The organism is Azospirillum sp. TSH58 (assembly GCF_003119115.1).
Classification (GTDB): domain Bacteria; phylum Pseudomonadota; class Alphaproteobacteria; order Azospirillales; family Azospirillaceae; genus Azospirillum.
In genome coordinates this window covers 1,445,986-1,463,991 of record NZ_CP022367.1, presented here as the reverse complement: position 1 = coordinate 1,463,991, position 18,006 = coordinate 1,445,986, and the positions used below count along the sequence as shown (strand labels likewise).

Here is an 18,006-nt window from a genome sequence, read left to right as displayed (position 1 = left end):
ACTTTCTATCTTTCGCATCTCTCGAAACGAAAAGGCCGGAACCGGTGAAGGATACACCGATCCCGGCCCAAAGGCATAGACTCCGTAAGGCTGATCCTCAGAAGGCGGCCTCGTCCATCTCCATCAGGGGCTTGGACCCGGCCATGATGGTGATGAACAGCGCGTTGGTCTGCGGCAACAGCTTCGCCGTGTAGAATCGGGCCGTCCTGATCTTGGCCTCAAGGAAGGCCGCGTTGCCCTCCCCCGCCGCCAATTTGGCCTGGGCGGCCTTGACCATCCTCAGCCACATCCAGCCGAGCGCCACCAGACCGAACAGCCGCAGATAGTCGGTGGCGGCGGCCCCCGCCTCCTCCGGGTCCTTCATCCCCTTCTGAGCGACGATGGCGGTCGCCTGCTGGAGCTTGGCGAAGGCCTTGGCCAGCGGCAGAACGAATTCGGCCAGTTCCTCCGTCTCCATGTCGGCCTCGATCTCGGCGCCGACGGGGTGGAAGAAGCGGCGCAGCAGCCGGCCCATGTCCTGCGGCAGCTTGCGCCCCACGAGGTCCAGCGCCTGGATGCCGTTGGTGCCTTCGTAGATCTGGCAGATGCGGGCGTCGCGGACATACTGCTCGACGCCGGTTTCCCAGATGAAGCCGTGCCCACCATGCACCTGAACCGCGATGTTGGCCGACTCGAATCCGATGTCGGTGAACAGCGCCTTGACGATCGGCGTCATCAGCTGGACGAACTCGTCCGCCTCCTTGCGCGTCTTCTCGTCCGCGTGCTTTTCCGCCACGTCCAGCTTGTAGCCGACCAGGGCGCCCAGAGCGCGCGCGCCCTCGGTGTAGGCGCGGGCGGTCAGCAGGTTCCGCCGCACGTCGGGATGCACGATGATCGGGTCGGCGGGCTTGTCCGGGTGCGCCGTGCCCTTCAGCGAACGGCCCTGGAGCCGCTCCTTCGCGTAGGCCACCGCGTTCTGGTAGCTGACCTCGGCCACCCCCAGCCCCTGGATGCCCACCGCGAGGCGCGCCGCGTTCATCATCACGAACATCGCCCGCATGCCCTTGTGCGGCTCGCCGACCAGCCAGCCGGTGGCGTCCTCGAAGTTCATGACGCAGGTCGCCGACGCCTTGATGCCCATCTTGTGCTCGATGGAGCCGCAGGCGACGCCATTGCGCGGACCGACGCCGCCGTCCTCGTTGGGCAGGAACTTCGGCACCAGGAACAGGCTGATGCCGCGCGTCCCGGCCGGCGCGTCGGGCAGGCGCGCCAGCACGAGGTGCAGGATGTTCTCGGTCAGGTCATGCTCGCCGGCGGAGATGAAGATCTTCGTGCCGGTGATCCTGTGGCTGCCGTCCTCCTGGGGGACGGCCTTGGTGCGGATCAGCCCCAGGTCGGTGCCGCAATGCGGCTCGGTCAGGCACATGGTGCCCGCCCAGGTGCCGTCCACCAGCCGCCCGAGGAAACGCTGCTTCAGTGGGTCCGAGCCATAGGTGGAGAGCGCGTTGTAGGCGCCCAGCGACAGGCCGGGATACATGCCGAAGCTGAGGTTGGCGGAGCAGATGAACTCCTCCAGCATGGTGTTGACCAGCTTGGGCAGCCCCTGCCCGCCATAGGCCGGGTCGCAGGACAGGCCCTGCCAGCCCGCCTCGATGTAGGTGGCGTAGGCCTCCTTGAAGCCCTTCGGCGTGCGAACCACGCCGTTCTCGAAGCTGCATCCCTCACCGTCGCCGGACTGGTTCAGCGGGAACAGCACCTCCTCGCACAGCTTGGCGCCCTCCTCCAGGACCTGGGCGATCAGGTCGGGGGTGGCGTCCTCGTAACCCGGCAGTTCGGCCAGCTTGCCCGCCCCGACGATCTCGTCGAGGACGAAGCGGACATCCTCCAGCGGAGCCTTGTAGATCGGCATTGCTCAGTCCTCCCCCATCAGTTCCGCAGCGGCTTGCCGGTGGTCAGCATGTGCTCCACCCGGTCGATGGTGCCTTCGGTCCGCACCAGCTCCATGAAGGCCCGGCGCTCCAGCGCCAGCATCTGATCCTCGGTCACCGGCTGGGTGACGTCGGCCTTCGGCCCGCCGGTCAGGATTCCGGCCAGCTTGCCGCAGACGACCATGTCGTGCGGCGTCGCCTTGCCCTGAAGCGCGAAGCCTTCCAGGAACAGCTCCAGCGCGGCCCGTCCGTTGGGGCCGGGAAGCGTGTAGGTGACCTTCTCCGGCGGGGTGTAGTCCGCGGCCAGTTCCAGCGCCTTGGCCTTGGCGTCGGCGAGCAGGCGGTCGCGGTTCATGGTGATGCCGTCGCCGGGACGCAGGTACAGCAGATCCTTGGCCTCCGCCGCCGACTTGGCGACCTTGGCGAGGCTGATCGTCTCGAAGGCCCCGGCGATCGGCGGCATCGGCCCTTTGGGCGTGCGGGGGTTGGCCGCGTGGCGGGCCAGCATCTCGGTGCAGCCGCCCCAGCCGGGGATCAGCCCGACGCCGACCTCGACCAGCCCCATGTAGGTTTCGGCGTGGGCCTGCACATGGTCGGAGTGCAGCAGGATTTCGCAGCCGCCGCCGAGCGCCATGCCGCTGGGCGCCGACACCACCGGGAAGGGGGCGTATTTCAGGGCGCGGTAGGCGCGCTGCCCACCCTCCACCAGCTCCTCGATCTGCGGCCACAGCCCGACGTTCAGGGCGAACAGGGCGAGACCCAGATTGGCGCCGACCGAGAAGTTGTCGGACTCGTTGTGGATGACCAGCGCCTTCCAATCGCCCTTTCCATCGCCGATCAGCTTCATCGCCTTGCCGTAGGCGGCCATGATGTCGCCGTCCAGCGCGTTCATCTTGCTGGTGAACTCGACGCACAGCACGCCGTCGCCGATGTCCCACAGGCTGGCCGAGCCGTTCTTCCACACCGGCTTCGACGCCCGCTTGATGTCGGACAGCAGCAGCACGCCGTCGGGCCGCACCACCGTGTCGTAGAGGCCGGCGGTGGTCAGGTGCTGGAGTTTGCCGTCCTCCACCCGGTAGAAGGGACGCCCGGCGGCCTGTTCAACCAGCGGCGGGACGGGGATGCCCTCGCTGCGGCAGAGGTCGGCGAACCAGGCGGTGCCCAGCCGGTCGATCAGCTCGAAGGGACCCTGCTTCCAGTTGTAGCCGAGCCGCATCCCCTCATCGACCGCGACGATGCTGTCGGCGATCTCCGGCACCAGCGACGCGGCGTAGGACAGCGTGTGGGCCAACACCCGGCGGGCGTACTGCCCGGTCTTGTCGGGGAACTCGGCCAGCGCCCGCAGGTCGCGCCCGGCGGCGGACACGCTCTCCAGCCGCGGCTTGTCGGAACGGCGGTAGGCGCCGGTGGACAGGTCGATGGCCTCCTTGATCTTGGCGCCGCCGTCCCGGTTCAGGCGGTAGAAGCCGCCCTTGCCCTTGCGGCCGGTGTAGCCCTCCGCGATCATCCTGGTGATGACGGGATGCTCGCGGAAGGCGGCGCGGTAGGGGTCGTTCTCCGGCAGGGTCGCCAGCAGGCTCTTGGCGATGTGCGGCATCAGGTCGAGTCCGACGAGATCGACCAGACCGAACACGCCGGTCTTCGGGATGCCCATCGGCCGTCCGGCGATGGCGTCGGCTTCCTCCACGGTCAGGCCGAGATCGACGGCGGCGTTGATCGCCGTCTGGATCCAGTAGACGCCGATGCGGTTGGCGATGAAGCCCGGCGTGTCCTTGCAGCGCACCACGCCCTTGCCCAGCGCGCGGTCGCAGACGTCGGCGACGGCGGCCAGCGCGTCGGGCCGGGTGGCCTCGCCGCCGACGATCTCCAGAAGCCGCATGTAGCGCGGCGGGTTGAAGAAGTGGGTGATCAGGAAGTCGCGCTTGAAGGCGTCCGACTGCCCCTCCACCAGCACGCCGAGCGGGATGGTCGAGGTGTTGGACGACACCACGGAGCCGTCCTTGCGCACCGGGTCGATGCGGCGGTAGAGGTCGGCCTTGACCGCCGGGTTCTCGACGATCGCCTCGACGATCCAGTCGACGTCGGCCAGCAGGTTGAGGTCGTCCTCCAGATTGCCGGGTGTCACCAGCCGGGCGTTCTTCGGGTGCATGAAGGGCGCGGGGTCGGTCTTCAGAAGCCTCTGGATGGCCCCCTTGGCGATGGCGCTGCGGTCGTCACCCTCCTTGGCGGGGATGTCGAGCAGGACGACGGGGATGCCGGCGTTCGCGAAATGGGCGGCGATGCCGCTGCCCATCACGCCGGAGCCGATCACGGCGGCGCGTTTGATCTGCATGGTTGGTGCCTCCCTGTGCCGCCGCCGTCAGACCGCTTCCAGCACGGTGGCGATGCCCTGGCCGCCGCCGATGCACTGGGTGGCGAGGGCGAACTGCTTGCCCTCGCGCTTCAGCAGGGCCGCGGCCTTGCCGGTGATGCGGGCGCCGGTGGCGCCGAGCGGGTGGCCGAGCGCGATGGCGCCGCCGTCCAGGTTCACCTTGGCCGGGTCGATGTCGAGGTCGCGCATGCAGGCGATGGCCTGGGCGGCGAAGGCCTCGTTCAGCTCGATCACGTCGATGTCCCGGATGGACAGGCCGGCGCGCGCCAGCGCCTTCTGCGCCGCCGGAACCGGGCCGAGCCCCATCACCTCCGGCGCGCAGCCGGCCACCGCGACCGAGCGGATGCGGGCGAGGATCGGCAGGCCGTTGGCCTTGGCGTAGGCCTCCGTCGTCACCAGCACCGCCGAGGCGCCGTCCGTCAGGGGGGAGGATGTGCCGGCGGTGACCGAGCCGTCGGCCAGGAAGGCGGGCTTCAGGCCGCTCAGCGTCTCGCTGCTGGTGCCGGGGCGGATGCAGCCGTCGCGCTCCACGAGGCCTGCGGCGGTCTGGATGGCGACGATCTCCTCGGCGAGGCGCCCGGCCTGCTGCGCCGCGGCGGCCTTGGCGTGGGACTCGGCGGCCATCGCCTCCTGGTCGGCGCGGGAGATCCCGTAGCGGCGGGCGACATTCTCCGCCGTGACGCCCATCGAGCAGTAGGCTTCCGGATAATGGTCCTTCAGGCCCGGATGGGGCAGCGGGTTGTAGCCCATCATCGGAACGCGGCTCATCGACTCGATGCCGCCGCACAGGAAGACCTCGCCCGCCCCCATCTGGATGGCGCCGGCCGCCTGATGGATCGCCTGCATGGAGGAGCCGCAATAGCGGTTGATCGTGGTGGCCCCGGCGGTCAGCGGCAGCTTCGCCAGGAAGGACACGGTGCGGGCGATGTTCATGCCCTGCTCGCCCTCGGGGAAGGCGCAGCCGACGACGACGTCCTCGATGTCCTGCGGGTTGACGCCCGTGCGCTCGACCAGCGCCGCGGCGACATGGGCCAGCAGGTCGTCGGGGCGGACCTTCGCCAGCTCGCCCTTGTTGGCGAAGGCGAAGGGGGAGCGGGCGTAGCCGGCGATGACGACCGGATTGGAGGGCGTGGTCAAAGGCGCCGAGGTCATGGTTGCGTATCCTCCGTGGTCTGCGTCTCCGTGATTCCGTTCTTGCGGAAATGGTCGGAGATCTGGGTGTCGATGATGCGCAGCTCGCCTAGCGTCTGCTGGACGTCCTGAAGCTGCCGTTCCAGGTCGGCGATGCGGCGGCGGGCGATGCGCTGCATGAAGCGCATCTGCTCCTTCTGGATCTCGTCCGCGTCGTAGAGGGTGAGGAATTCCTTGATCTCGGCGAGGCTGAAGCCCAGCCGCTTGCCCCGGCAGATCAGCGCGAGGCGCGCGCGGTCGCGGTGGCCGTAGACGCGGGCGGTGCCGTCGCGCTCCGGCGCCAGCAGCCCTTCGTCCTCGTAATGGCGGATGGTGCGGTGGGTCAGTCCGAACTCGTCGGCCAGCTCACCAATGGCGAAGGAGCGCCCGGCACCGTCCGCGCCGGGGTCCAGCCCGGCGTCGCCGCGCGTGCCCAGCCCCATCAACCGCGCCGGTTGCGACATCCTTCCCCCTTCCCTTGATCGTCATTGCCCTTGATTGTCACGGGTTGACGTTTACGTAAAGGTAAGGCGCCTGCCATTTGCTGTCAAGCGGGCAGCCCACTCCCGTCCCGATGCCGATCCGGGGTGCGGCGCGGGCGCGCTGTGACAGGATGCCACGGGCGGGAAGCCTCCCCAGCTATGGCAGGCTCCGGTCATTCAACAAAAAAAGCCGCCGGATAAACCGGGCCAGGAATGGCCGGGTGCAATGGCCGGTCACAGGGCAGGACAAACCGGAGTTACGACAAGCAGGGTTGGGACAGCCGATGTCGTCGCGCGCCATCGTATCGCTGGGCGTCTGGATCCTCGCCATGGTGCTGATCGGCACCATGACGGTCGGGGTCGCGTTGTTGTTCTATGTGGCGCTGACCGCCTTCTTCGCGGTCGTGGTGGCCATCCTGATGCTCGTCACCCGCCAGCGCGACGACGACCACAAGAAGATCGTCTGACACCGGCGACGGCCGAAAAAGCCAGCCCGAACCAGCCGGCCCGGAAAAGGCAAAAGCCCCATCGCCCGCGCGCGGCGGACGATGGGGCTTTTTCCGTTCGGCCGCCTACTCCGGCAGGACGCGCAGGCGCGACGCGGCGGTGCGGGCCGACTGGTGCGGGCGGTAGAGATCCTCCACGACGGCGCCGGGCTGGGCGTAGTCGCCGGGGGTCACCGCGCGCACCAGATAGACGAGCCGGAAACGCGGCGCCTGCTTGGTCATGTCGAGCGCGGCGACGAACCGGTCGTCGCGGTAATCGACGGCGCGCGGCGCGGTCAGCTCGCCCAGCCAGGACAGATCGCCCAGCGGCGCCCCGCCCCCGGCGAAGCGGGCGGCCTCGATCTCGAAGCCGGCGGGCAGCGGATCGGACACCAGAACCTGCCGGTCCACCGGATCGGAGGCGCTGCCCTCCAGGATCACCACCAGCCGGTCGTTCGGACGCACGGCGCCCGGATCGGCCGGGCGGCCAGTCATGTCGAACAGGCTGCGGGTGACGGTCATGCCCTGCTCCTCCGCCCCCGGCGCCGCATCGGCGATGCCGGACACCGACAGGATCTGGCGCAGCGGCTCGCCCCCGGCGTTGCGGATGGCCGGCGGAGCCGCCGGGTCGATCCGCTGGAACAGCGGCTTGACGCCCTCGGCGACCTGATCGGCCCCCTGCTGGTCCTTCTGGGCGATCTTCATCGGCGGCGCCCGGTCGATCAGCGCCCTGGCCGCCTGGAGAAGCCACGCCTGTTCCTGCACACCGGTCGTGCGGACGGCGGCGTAGGTCTTGGACAGGCGCTCGGTCGCCTGGGTCAGACGCTCCCGCTCGACCACGCCGCTTTCGGCCATCAGCGCCACCACGCCGGCCTCGTCGCGCAGGGACGAGCCGTAATCGCGCAGGCTGGCCGACACGACGCGGGCGCCGGACAGCCGCCCGAAGGCCTCGGCCGCGCGGTCCTTGTCGCCCAGCGCGGCGATGGCCGTGGCGACCTGGGCGCGGGCGAAGTCGGTCTGCAGCTTGTCCCAGAAGGTCTCCTGGAAATAGCGGACCGCACCGGCGTCGATCATCTTGGCGCGGGCCAGCACATAGAGCGCGTAGGCGCGGGCCGGCTGCTCGTCGGCCTCGACCCAGGCGTTGTCGAGCGCGCCGCGCAGCCCGTCCAGCCCCTTGCGGTAGGGGCCCTCCGGCACGCGGTAGCCGGCGGCCTTGGCGCGGCCCAGGAAATCCAGGGCGTAGGCGGTCAGCCAGGAATCGGCCTCCCCCTTCGGCGACCAGGCGGCGAAGGCGCCGTCCATCCGCTGGAAGGTCAGCGCGCGGTCCACCGACCGCTGCACCCGCGCCTTCACCCGCTCGTCCGAAGCGACGCCCAGCGCGACCGCCACGTCGCCCAGCGACAGCAGGGGCAGCGCGCGGCTGGCCGTCATCTCCAGCCCGCCGGGGCCGCCGCGCTCCAGCGCGGTCAGCAGGCCGGGCACGTCGAGGTCCGGCAGGTTGCCGAGCGACAGGGCCGCCGTCGCGGTCTCCGGACGCAGGCCGTTCAGCAGGTCGGCGGGCAGCTCGACGCTGCGCTCCGGCGCCAGCATGGAGGCGGTGCGGCGGGTGACCAGCGGCGAGGCCGGGCGCACCGGGATTTCCCACTGGCGCGTGATGCGCAGGCCATCCGGCCCGGTCACGTCCAGCGCGATGTGGCCCGTGCCGACGCCGTTGGCGGTGAGGACCCGCCCGGCGGTGGCCCGCTTGCCCTTGCCCAGCTCGGGCACGGCGATGGTCCCTTCGCTCAGCGACACGGCGCCGCTGGCGATCAGGGAAATATTGTAGGCGCCCGCCGGTCCGGCGACGTTGTCGAGGGTCACGGGAATCACCGCCCGGTCCCCCGGTGCCAGGAAGCGCGGCAGGCCCAGGTCGGCCAGCACCGGGTCGGCGACCAGCATGGAGGATTCGGAACGGCCCAGCTTGTCCCCGCTCCAGGCCACGGCCATCAGGCGCAGCCGGCCCTGGAAATCGGGGACGTCCAGCGGGACCGCCACCTTGCCCTCCGGACCCACGGTCAGCACGCCGGAGAACAGGGCGACGACGCGCTCCGACTTCTGCGGGACGGTGACGCCGACCTGACGCAGCCGCGGGGCGGCGCCGGGGCGCGTGCGGGTGGCGTCCAGAACCGCCGGATCGATCAGCCGCCCGAAGGAATCGCGCAGTTCCACGCCCAGGCGGCGCTTGCCCAGGTAATGGTCGATGGGGTTCGGCGAATGCTGGTCGGTGAGCTGGAGCACGGCGTCATCCACCGCGGCGACCGTCACATAGGCCGGCTGGCCCTCCGGTGCGCCCTCCACCACCACCTCGGCGGTGACGGAGCGGCGGGGCTCGGTCTGCGCCGGGGCGGCGACGCGCACGTCCAGCGCCCGCTCGTCCCCGTCCACCGCCAGCCAGGACAGACCGACGGCGCGGCGCGCCACGCCCTTCGACGGGCCGCCCGCGGCGTCCGGCGCGCCGAAGGCGGTCGCCAGCACATAGACGCCGCCGGTCCAGGTCGGATCGACGGGGATTTCCAGGAAGGCGCCCTCCGGCCCGATGCGGCGGGTGGAAGCCTGACGGATCTTGCGGTCGGCGACGGCGATCAGCACCTCGCTGTCGTAGGGCGGCTTGACATAGACCCACGCCGTCTCGCCGCCCTTGTAGGCGGGCAGCATGACGGTCACGTCCACCTGATCGGGGCGCTCGCCGGCGGTCGGGGTCATCCACCAGCCGGCGGCGAAGCGCAGGCTGCTCGCCACGCCGGTCTTGGGGTCGAACACCTCCAGCCGGTAGCGGCCGGCGGTCACCGGGGCCTCCACCGAACCCGGCTTGGCCGCCTGGGCGGCGAGCGTGCCGCCGGTCACCCGCTGGTCGCGCACCGTGACCTTGTAGTCCCAGCGCCCGTTCGCCTCGAACCAGGCGTAGTCGTACTCCTCCTCGAACAGCTCGTAGGAGAGGTCCTCCTTGTCCATCGGCTGGCCGTCCGGCCCGACCGCCACAACGTCGAATCCGGCGGTGGCACCCTCCGGCACCCCGTCGCCCTCGAAGCGCGGGCGGATGCCGACGGCGTAGGGCTGGTGGCGCACCGGCAGGACCAGATCGCGGCTGACCGAGCGGCCTCCGATGTCGAGCAGGGTGGCGCGGACCACCGCCTCCAGCGGCTTGGTGCTCTCCGGCGCCTTGGGCAGCGCGAGGTCGGCCTTGGCCTGCCCGTTGCGGTTGGTGGTGAAGCCCGGCAGGTCGGTGCGCAGCGGCTTCACCTCCTCCTGGGCGAGGCCGAAGCGGTAGCCGGGCAGGTTCGGGTAGGGATTCGCCGCGGCGCGCAGCGTCACCGCCAGCTCGCCCGGCAGGCCCGCCGCCGGGGCGCCATAGAGGAAATGCCCATCGACGGTCAGGGTCGTCTTGCCGTCCGCCGGAAGCTCCGCCGCCTCGGCGGCGAGGGCGACCTCGAGGCGCGGCGGCACGAAGTCCTCGACCAGGAATTCGGCGCGGCCCAGAACCGGCCCCATGGCGTTCGGCTGGCTCCCCGCCTCCGGCTCGCCGTGGACGGTGACGGCCCAGGTGCCGGTCATGGCGTTGGCCGGAATCTCGACGCGGGCGGCGAAGCTTCCGCCGCCGGATTCGGACAGCGGGCGGCGGTCCACCTCGAAGCCGTCCGGGCGCTGGATCTTCAGCGTGACGGGGCGGCCGGTGACCGGCTTGGCGTCGGCGTCGCGCAGCAGCGCCGCCAGATGCACCGTTTCGCCGGGGCGGTAGATGCCGCGCTCGGTGTAGAGGAAGGCGTCGGGCTGGCCGGGGACCGGGCGCGCCGGGACCACCGCCGCGACACCGCCCGGCGCCGCGTTCGGCGCCCCGGCCGGCGGCGGCGCGTTGGCCAGCGTCGGCGTCACGAGGTCGAGGAAGCCGAAGTCCCCCGCCCCGCGGTAGGCGAACAGCGCCTGCACCGGCTCCCGCCCGGCGGCGCGCAGGGCGGCGAGGTCGAATCGCGCCAGACCGTCCGCGCCGGTCAGCGCCTTGCCCAGCTCCTCGTTGTTGCGGGCGAGCAGGCGCAGCTCCACGCCGGCCTCCGGCGTCGCGCCCTTGACGGAGCGGGCGAAGACGACCAGCGCGTCCTCCCCGGTGATGGCGTTCAGGCCGAGGTCGGAGACGACGAACCACTGGGTCGCCTTGTGGTCCCAGCCGCCGGGCTTGATGTCCTCGGTGCTGGCCACGGCGATGTAGACGCCGGGCTCCAGCCGGCCCAGCACGGCGTCGATCGGAAAGGGCGTCACCACCGCCTGGTTGCGGCTGTTGCTGATCGCCATTTCCCCGCGCCACACCTCCTGGCCGGAGCGGTCGAGGATCTCCCCGACCTCGTGGTCGGACATCTGCTGGCCGATGCGGCCGAAATAGATCTTCTCCACCAGACTGCGGTCGTTGATCCGCAGCACCTGGAGCTTCGCCCGGTCGAGGTTGATGGAGCGCAGCGGCAGACCGTCCGCGCCGATGCGCGGCAGGATGTAGCCCGCCCCGCGGAAGGCGAGCGCCGGCTTGCGGTTCGGCACCTCGATGTCGCGGGCGTCGGGATTCGGCAGGCGCTTGCCGTCGCTGCCCGGCAGGCCGTCGCGCAGGGTGATGCGGTAGCTCTGCCCGTGCTTCAGCCCCTCGACGCAGAGCGTGCGGTCGCGGGCGACGGCGGTCCCGTCGAAGGGGGCGCCACCACCGGCCGCCCCACCGCCGGCGGGCGTCACCTCCACATAGTCGCGGTAGTTCACCGCGCGCGACTTCTCCAGCCGGTCGGTGAAGGTGAAGCAAGCCTGCGGCACGTCGCGCTCCGCCACCACCTCGGCGGAGGAGACGCCGAAGGGCACCGGCTCGGGCGGCGCGTCGGCGGCGATGACGGGGGTTGAGGACGCGACGAGGACGGCACAGACACGCGCCACTGCACGCAACATTCGATCTTCCCTGGACCAGCCGCCCGGCGCGGCGCGCGCGGGCCTATGCGAAAACTCCGGGCCTGCGAAAACACCGTTTTCGGCAAACCGGCGCGGAGTATGCCGAAGCGCCCATGGTTTCGCCACGGCTTTGCGGCTCCGTCCGGAAAATCCCGCAAGGTGGACGGGGAGCGGATCGGGCGCCGATCAGCCGCGGATCAGCCGCGGATCAAGCGACGAATTCCAGCGTGAACTGGCTGCCCTCACCGGGCCGGCTGTCGATGCTCAGGCGCCCGCCATGGGCCTCCATCAGCGACTTGACGATGGACAGCCCCAGACCGCTGCCCTGTCCCGGAAGCGCCACATGCACCCCGGTCTGCCCGAAGGGCTCCGCGGCCTGATGGAGCTGTTCCGGCGTCATGCCGATTCCGTTGTCCGTCACCCGGACGCGGCACCCGCCGTCCGCCCCGCCCCCGACCGTCACGAGGATGCGCCCGCCGTCCGGCGTGAAGGTGACGGCGTTGGCCAGCAGGTTCAGGAGCATCTGCTTCAGGGCGCGCTCGTCGGCCGAAACGCTGTGGTGGCCGGGCTCGACGTTCATGTCCAGCCGGATGCCCTTGGCGTCGGCCTGCGGCGCGACCACACGGAACACCCATTCCACGACCGGGGCGACATCCATATCCTCCGGACGCAGGGGCAGCGCTCCCGCCTGGAGCCGCGACAGGTCCATGATGTCGTTGATCAGCCCCAGCAGGTGCCGCCCCGATTCGTGGATGTCGCGGGCGTAGTCGGCGTAGCGTCCGCCGGCCTGCGGCCCCAGCATCTGGTCGCGGATGACCTCCGAGAAGCCGAGAATGGCGTTCAGCGGGGTGCGCAGCTCGTGGCTGACGCGGGCCAGGAAGTTGCGGTTCAGGGCCAGCGCGGCGCGCAGCCGCTCCGCCGTGCGGTGCTGCACCAGAAGGAACAGCGTCACCAGCAGGATGGACGCGGTCAGGATCGCCGCCAGCAGGAACAGCGTGTTGCGCAGGTCGGCCACCGCCGCCTCGATGTCCGTCCGTGCGACGCCGACCGTCGCGACCAGCGGATAGTTCTCCACCAGACGGTAGGCGAAGGCGCGCAGAACGCCGTCGGTCTGCGACTCCTGCCAATAGACGCCGGCGAGCGACCGGCCCAGTTCCTCCCACAGGCGGGACTGGGGGATGGCAAGGCCGACCGCCTCGACGCCCCGCGACGCCCCGCGGGCGCGGATCACCTTGTCCATCCCGATCAGGGTCACCGCCCCCTGCGGCCCCAGATTGGCCTGCTGGTAGAACTCCCCCAGAATGTCGGGGTCGATGTTGGCGATCACGAGCCCCGCGAAGCCGCCGTCCCCATCGGTCAGCCGCCGGCTGAGGCGCAGAAGCGGCCCGCCGCCGGTCGTCCCGGGAAAGGGCGCGCCGATGTGCATCAGGTCGCGGCCGGTGCCCTGGTGGAAGGCGAAGGCGGTCTCGTCCCGCTCGTTCGTCCTCCCGCCCGGCCCTTCGCTGCGCAACAGCACGGTCCCGTCGGCGTCGAGCACCGTGAAGTGATGGATCAGCGTCGGATCGTAGAGCGTCTGGTCGAGGAAGCTGCGGATGCCGGGCAGGCCGTTCTCCCCGAACTCCAGCGCCAGGGAGCGCAGCGTGATGTCCACCTCATGCACCGCGCGGTGGGTGCTCTTGGCGAAGGCCCGGACCATGATCTCGGCCTTCGCCACCGCTTCCCGCGTCTGGGCGTCCAGCAATTCGCGCACCACCTGCGCGTGGGCTCCCCAGACCACCGTGATCGCAACGGCGGCGATGGCGAACACGCACCAGCGGAACGAGATCGGCAGGCGCATCCCGGGCTTTCCACAGGCGGTCCACCGGGGCGGGAGCGGACAATGATCCGTTCCGGCCCGGTATCGACCCTACAGCACAAGGGGTATCACGCCATCGAAGGTCCCGGCAAGCCTCTCCATCCCGCGTTGACGGCCAGGCCCCTCACATCATTTCCGCGAGAAATAGGTCCTCAGCCGTTCAACCGCTCCATCGAGGATCTCGTCCCTTTTGGAGAAGCAGAAGCGGATGAAGCTGCGCGGCGCGTCCTGGACAAAAAAGGCCCCCACGGGAATGGCCGTCACCCCGGCCTCGGCGGTCAGGTGGCGGCAGAAATCCTCGTCGTTGCCGTCGAAGCCGAAGGGCGACACGTCGGCGACCACGAAGTAGGTGCCGGCGGACGGCAGCACCTCGAACCCCACGGCGCGCAGCCCGGCGGCCAGCCGGTCGCGCTTGGCCTGGAGACCGCCGGCCAGCCCGGCGAAATACGCGTCGTCCTTGCCCAGGCCATAGGCGACCGCCGCCTGGAGGTTGGGCGGCGTGGTGAAGGTGATGTACTGGTGCGCCTTGACGACGGGCTGGAGCAGGTGCGGCGCGCCGGTGACGTAGCCGACCTTCCAGCCGGTCAGCGAGAAGGTCTTGCCGGCGGAGCCGATCTTCAGGCAGCGGTCGCGCATCCCCGGCAGGGTCATCAGCGGAATGTGCTCAAGCCCGTCGAACACGATGTGCTCGTACACCTCGTCGCAGACGGCGAAGGCGTCGAAGCGCTGGACGAACTCCGCCAGCAGCTCCAGCTCCGCGCGGGCGAAGACCTTGGCGGCGGGGTTCAGCGGGTCGTTGATGAGGACGAGCTTGGTCTTGGACGAGAAGACCGCCTCCAGGTCGGCCCGCGTGAAGCTCCAGTCCGGGGCCTTCAGGCTGACGAAGCGCGGCACGCCGCCGGCCAGCCGGATGATCGGCAGGTAGCTGTCGTACATGGGCTGGAACAGCACCACCTCGTCGCCCGGGTTGATGAGGCCGAGCAGGCTGGCGGTCAGCGCCTCGGTGGCGCCGGAGGTGACCATCACCTCGGTCTTCCAGTCGATGTCCAGCCCGTAGAAGCGCTTGCCGTGCGCGGCCACCGCCTGCCGCAGCTCCGGCGTGCCCATCATCGGCGGGTACTGGTTCCAACCCTCCAGGATGGCCTTGGCCGCCACGTCCAGAACGTCGGCGGGGCCCCGCTCGTCGGGAAAGCCCTGGCCGAGGTTGATCGCCTTGTGCTCGTCCGACAGGCGGGACATCACCTCGAAGATCGTCGTGCCGTAGCTCGACAGGATTGCGTTGCCGGACTTCACCTTTGAGCCTCCTGACCACCGAAGCGGACAGGAATGCCGCAGCCGGGCAGCGCTGTCCAGCGCCCCGTCCGCAGAGCGGCCCGGCGGTGGCGGCAGGCGCTGAGGGTCGGACGCCGAGGGTCAGGCGGAGGCGGCGGCCTTGGCCCTGGCGGCGTTGCGGCGGTGGCGCAGCTTGACGCGGATGCGCTCGACCGGGCTGAGCAGCCGGGGGTGGCGGCGCTTCAGCCGCACGAACAGGCGGCGGGCGTCCGCCGAGTTGCGCAACAGGATCACACCGCCGGCAAGGGCCACCGGAAAGCCGAACGGCCCCGGCAACGGCGACATCAGGGCGCCCAGGCCGATCAGGCTCCACCCCGTGCCGATCAGAGCGAGCTGCCGGACGCGGGCGAGCGTGGGGCTCGAAAAAGCAGGCCGGGCGAGCAGCGAGCGGCGGATGGTGGCGCGGCGATGCATCGGGGCTCCTCCTCCTGTGCTGGAAGCCATATGGGGGCATACGGGCACAGGGGAAGAGGCTGGGGGATGTGACTTTTCGGGGGAGCGGATGGGGAAAAGGGGGGCGTCAATGCAACGCGGCGCCGCCGCCGGGCGGTCCCAGGACGAACAGCGCGGCGGTGACCTCCGCCGGGGCCGGGGCCCATTCGAAGTCGCGCATCAGCTCGCTGCGGGCGGCGTCGGCGCGCGCCGCCAGGGCCTTGCCGTCGCCACCGCCGGGCCGCCGGGCCGGCTTGCGGCCGCGCCGGTCGGCGCAGCTTTCCAGCATCAGGCGGATCATCCGCTCCCGCTTGGCGGCGTCCACGTATCCCGACTGGTCGAAATACAGCTTGGTGAAGGCGACCTCGGTCACCGTGGGCGTGGCGCCCTGCTTGCCGACCAGCACCGCCGACACCAGTTCAACGCAGCGACCGGCGTAGTCGGGGATCGGCGCCGTGCCGTCGTCGGCGCGGTCGTACTGGCGGCTCGGCAGCTCGACCAGCCGCCCGGTCGGTTCCTTCACGAGGTAACGGCGCCACACCGGCATATCCGCCTCCCGTCTGGTTTCCCCATGGGCTGAAAAAAGGGTACACCAGACCGGACCGCGACGGAACAGCCCCTTTCCGGCTTCGGCCGGAACCGGACAGCACTCACCGGAGGAGAGGCGCGGCTCAACCTTCGGGAACGGGAAGGGTTTAGCCTGATGAAACTTCTGCGATTCGGCCCGCCGGGCCATGAGCGTCCGGGCCTTCTGGACCGCAACGGCGTGATCCGCGACCTGTCGGGCGTGGTGTCGGACATCGGCCCGGCCACCCTGACCGAGGACGGTCTGGCCCATCTGCGCGCGCTCGACACCGACCGGCTGGCCCAGGTGCCGGACGGGACCCGGCTTGGCCCCTGCGTCGCGGGCGTGTCCAAGGTGGTCTGCGTCGGGCTGAACTACCGCGCCCACGCCGCCGAATCCGGCCTGCCCGAACCGGCGGAGCCGGTGCTGTTCATGAAGGCGACCACCGCCATCTGCGGCCCCAACGACCCGGTCCAGATGCCGCGCGGCGCCACCAAGCTCGACTGGGAGGTCGAACTCGGCATCGTCATCGGGCGCACCGCCCGCTACGTCGACCAGGCCGACGCCTTCGACCACATCGCCGGCTATTGCGTCCTCAACGACGTGTCGGAGCGCGCCTTCCAGACCGAGAGCACCGGCCAGTGGGTGAAGGGCAAGAGCGCCGACAGCTTCTGCCCGATCGGCCCCTGGATGGTCACCCGCGACGAGGTGCCCGACCCCCAGGCATTGCGCCTGTGGCTGGAGGTGGACGGCCAGCCCATGCAGGACAGCACGACCGCCGACATGATCTTCGGCGTCGCCGAGATCGTGTCCTACATCAGCCGCTTCATGACCCTTCTGCCGGGCGACGTCATCGCCACCGGCACGCCGCAGGGCGTGGCCCTGGGCCGCGGCCCGAACCATCCCTGGCTGCAGCCCGGCCAGACCATGCGCCTGGGCGTCGAAGGGCTGGGCGAGCAGCGCCAGTCCGTCCGCGCCTTCGAAGGTTGAGCGGCGCCGGGACCGGAATGGGAGTGTCTTCGATGAAGCGAACAAGCCGTCTGGCCGCGTGGCTGCTCGCCGCCGGTGTCGGCACCCTGGCGGTGTCCGGGGTCGCGTCCACCGCCGCCCGGGCCGACGACGGCGCGGCGGCGCTGGCCGGGAAGACCTGCGGCACGCTGGAATCGCGTGTGGCGGAGATTCCCGGCTCCGGCCCGGTGTTCCTGCGCAGCTACGACAGCAGCTTCGGCGTCGGCCAGACGTCGGAGCTGCCGCTGCGCGAGGCCGCCTTCACCTACGACAACGCGCTGGCCGTCATCGCCCTGGTCGCCTGCGGCAAGACGGAGCCGGCGCTGCGCATCGGCGAGTCGCTGCTTTCCGCCGCCACGCTGGACCGCGCGCGGCGCCAGGGGCGGCTGCGCAACACCTACCGCGCCGGCACCCAGACGCAGAAGCCGATCCCGCCCAACGGCTGGTGGGACGTCACCGCGAACCGCTGGTTCGAGGACGCCTATCAGGTCGGCTCCGCCACCGGCAACGTCGCCTGGGCGGGGCTGGCCCTGATGACCCTGGGCGAGGCGACCGGCGAGGAGCGCTTCCGCAGCGGCGCCGCGGAGCTGGCCCGCTGGGTGGTGGCGAACGCCGCCGACCCGCGCGGGCCGGGCGGCTTCAACGGCGGCGTCCAGGGCTTCGACGACAAGCCGCAGGCCCTGACCTGGAAGGCGACGGAGCACAACACCGACCTCGTCGCCCTGTTCGGCTGGCTGGCCCGCAGCGGCACGGCGGGCGAGTGGGCCGGCCCGGAGAAGGCGGCGCGCGGCTTCCTCGACCGCATGTGGGCGGACGGCGGCGGGCATTTCCCCACCGGCACGGCGCCGGACGGGGTGACGGTCAACCGGGCCACGTCGGGGCTGGACGCCCAGCTCTGGCCGCTGCTGCTGCGCGGCGCGCCGGAGGACTGGCGGGCGGCGCTGGACTATGCGGAGAAGGCCCACGGGGTCGACGGCGGTTTCGACTTCAACGACGACCGCGACGGGATGTGGGTGGAGGGCACGGCCCAGGCCGCGCTGGTCTACCGCCTCCTGGGGCGGTCCGACGACGCGCAGCGGCTTCTGGCCGAGGTCGGCAAGGAGGTCAGCCGCGGCGGCCATGTCTGGGCGACGCGCGAGGACAGCATCACCACCGGCCTCGCCATCGGGCCGGACAGCACCACGGATGATTTCCGCTACTACCGCCGCCCCCATCTGGCGGCGACGGCCTGGACGGTCCTGGCCGCGGTGGGCTGGAACCCGTTCACGGGTGAACGGGTGAAGTGAAAACCCCCTTCTCCCCACTGGGGAGAAGGTTGGGATGAGGGGGCGCCCGCAGGACGGATACGCACTGCAATGAGGCTGCGTTCCCGGCCTACGGCCGCCCCCTCACCCTGCCCCTCTCCCCACTTTCGGCGGACCGCAGGTCCGCCTGTCGCGTCAGCGC

12 protein-coding genes are annotated in these 18,006 nt (G+C 70.8%); 3 read left to right on the top strand and 9 right to left on the bottom strand.

Annotated elements, in window-relative coordinates:
- Positions 1-97: 97 nt before the first annotated feature.
- From TSH58p_RS28065 to TSH58p_RS28050, 4 genes are read right to left on the bottom strand one after another with little or no spacing between them, the layout of a single operon-like run.
- Positions 98-1,888 carry an acyl-CoA dehydrogenase C-terminal domain-containing protein gene (locus tag TSH58p_RS28065; RefSeq protein WP_109068885.1) on the bottom strand — a complete coding sequence of 597 codons (1,791 nt, stop codon included), beginning with the start codon at positions 1,886-1,888 and terminating at the stop codon, positions 98-100.
- Positions 1,889-1,905: 17 nt separating this feature from the next.
- A complete protein-coding gene (locus TSH58p_RS28060) occupies positions 1,906-4,239 on the bottom strand; it encodes a 3-hydroxyacyl-CoA dehydrogenase/enoyl-CoA hydratase family protein (protein ID WP_109068886.1) in 2,334 nt (777 codons plus the stop codon).
- A gap of 27 nt (positions 4,240-4,266) precedes the next feature.
- The gene (locus TSH58p_RS28055; protein WP_109068887.1) at positions 4,267-5,430 is read right to left on the bottom strand and encodes a thiolase family protein; all 1,164 of its coding nucleotides are present in this window, start codon (positions 5,428-5,430) and stop codon (positions 4,267-4,269) included.
- The gene (locus TSH58p_RS28050) at positions 5,427-5,912 is read right to left on the bottom strand and encodes a MerR family DNA-binding transcriptional regulator (RefSeq protein ID WP_109068888.1); all 486 of its coding nucleotides are present in this window, start codon (positions 5,910-5,912) and stop codon (positions 5,427-5,429) included. The genes TSH58p_RS28055 and TSH58p_RS28050 overlap by 4 nt, the downstream gene beginning before the upstream one ends.
- Before the next feature lie 302 nt (positions 5,913-6,214).
- Here TSH58p_RS28050 and TSH58p_RS28045 point away from each other — a divergent pair, with 302 nt between their 5' ends.
- Positions 6,215-6,397 (top strand): hypothetical protein, encoded by a 183-nt coding sequence (locus TSH58p_RS28045; RefSeq protein WP_109068889.1) that lies wholly within the window; start codon positions 6,215-6,217, stop codon positions 6,395-6,397.
- 105 nt (positions 6,398-6,502) lie between these two features.
- On the opposite strand, the gene TSH58p_RS28040 is transcribed toward TSH58p_RS28045, so the two are convergent.
- The 5 genes from TSH58p_RS28040 to TSH58p_RS28020 all read right to left on the bottom strand — a co-directional run bounded on the left by TSH58p_RS28040 (position 6,503) and on the right by TSH58p_RS28020 (position 15,534).
- Positions 6,503-11,368, bottom strand: coding sequence for an alpha-2-macroglobulin (locus TSH58p_RS28040; RefSeq protein WP_109068890.1), 4,866 nt, complete (start codon positions 11,366-11,368; stop codon positions 6,503-6,505).
- A gap of 208 nt (positions 11,369-11,576) precedes the next feature.
- Positions 11,577-13,205 carry an ATP-binding protein gene (locus TSH58p_RS28035; protein ID WP_109068891.1) on the bottom strand — a complete coding sequence of 543 codons (1,629 nt, stop codon included), beginning with the start codon at positions 13,203-13,205 and terminating at the stop codon, positions 11,577-11,579.
- A 147-nt stretch (positions 13,206-13,352) separates the two neighbouring features.
- Positions 13,353-14,516, bottom strand: coding sequence for an aminotransferase (locus TSH58p_RS28030; RefSeq protein WP_109068892.1), 1,164 nt, complete (start codon positions 14,514-14,516; stop codon positions 13,353-13,355).
- Positions 14,517-14,636: 120 nt separating this feature from the next.
- Positions 14,637-14,969 carry a hypothetical protein gene (locus tag TSH58p_RS28025; RefSeq protein ID WP_109068893.1) on the bottom strand — a complete coding sequence of 111 codons (333 nt, stop codon included), beginning with the start codon at positions 14,967-14,969 and terminating at the stop codon, positions 14,637-14,639.
- A gap of 106 nt (positions 14,970-15,075) precedes the next feature.
- Positions 15,076-15,534: a hypothetical protein gene (locus TSH58p_RS28020; RefSeq protein WP_109068894.1), complete on the bottom strand. Its 459-nt coding sequence runs from the start codon at positions 15,532-15,534 to the stop codon at positions 15,076-15,078.
- A gap of 156 nt (positions 15,535-15,690) precedes the next feature.
- Between TSH58p_RS28020 and TSH58p_RS28015 the strand changes: the two genes are divergently transcribed.
- On the top strand, positions 15,691-16,542 hold the full coding sequence (locus tag TSH58p_RS28015; protein ID WP_109068895.1) for a fumarylacetoacetate hydrolase family protein: 852 nt from the start codon (positions 15,691-15,693) through the stop codon (positions 16,540-16,542).
- Positions 16,543-16,574: 32 nt separating this feature from the next.
- Positions 16,575-17,846 (top strand): hypothetical protein, encoded by a 1,272-nt coding sequence (locus tag TSH58p_RS28010; RefSeq protein WP_109068896.1) that lies wholly within the window; start codon positions 16,575-16,577, stop codon positions 17,844-17,846.
- Positions 17,847-18,006 lie beyond the last annotated feature (160 nt).

Bases quoted from the DNA above. Each gene is read 5' to 3' on its own strand.
- TSH58p_RS28065 (WP_109068885.1), bottom strand. From the start codon at position 1,888: ATGCCGATCTACAAGGCTCCGCTGGAGGATGTCCGCTTCGTCCTCGAC.
- TSH58p_RS28060 (WP_109068886.1), bottom strand. From the start codon at position 4,239: ATGCAGATCAAACGCGCCGCCGTGATCGGCTCCGGCGTGATGGGCAGC.
- TSH58p_RS28055 (WP_109068887.1), bottom strand. From the start codon at position 5,430: ATGACCTCGGCGCCTTTGACCACGCCCTCCAATCCGGTCGTCATCGCC.
- TSH58p_RS28050 (WP_109068888.1), bottom strand. From the start codon at position 5,912: ATGTCGCAACCGGCGCGGTTGATGGGGCTGGGCACGCGCGGCGACGCC.
- TSH58p_RS28045 (WP_109068889.1), top strand. From the start codon at position 6,215: ATGTCGTCGCGCGCCATCGTATCGCTGGGCGTCTGGATCCTCGCCATG.
- TSH58p_RS28040 (WP_109068890.1), bottom strand. From the start codon at position 11,368: ATGTTGCGTGCAGTGGCGCGTGTCTGTGCCGTCCTCGTCGCGTCCTCA.
- TSH58p_RS28035 (WP_109068891.1), bottom strand. From the start codon at position 13,205: ATGCGCCTGCCGATCTCGTTCCGCTGGTGCGTGTTCGCCATCGCCGCC.
- TSH58p_RS28025 (WP_109068893.1), bottom strand. From the start codon at position 14,969: ATGCATCGCCGCGCCACCATCCGCCGCTCGCTGCTCGCCCGGCCTGCT.
- TSH58p_RS28020 (WP_109068894.1), bottom strand. From the start codon at position 15,534: ATGCCGGTGTGGCGCCGTTACCTCGTGAAGGAACCGACCGGGCGGCTG.
- TSH58p_RS28015 (WP_109068895.1), top strand. From the start codon at position 15,691: ATGAAACTTCTGCGATTCGGCCCGCCGGGCCATGAGCGTCCGGGCCTT.
- TSH58p_RS28010 (WP_109068896.1), top strand. From the start codon at position 16,575: ATGAAGCGAACAAGCCGTCTGGCCGCGTGGCTGCTCGCCGCCGGTGTC.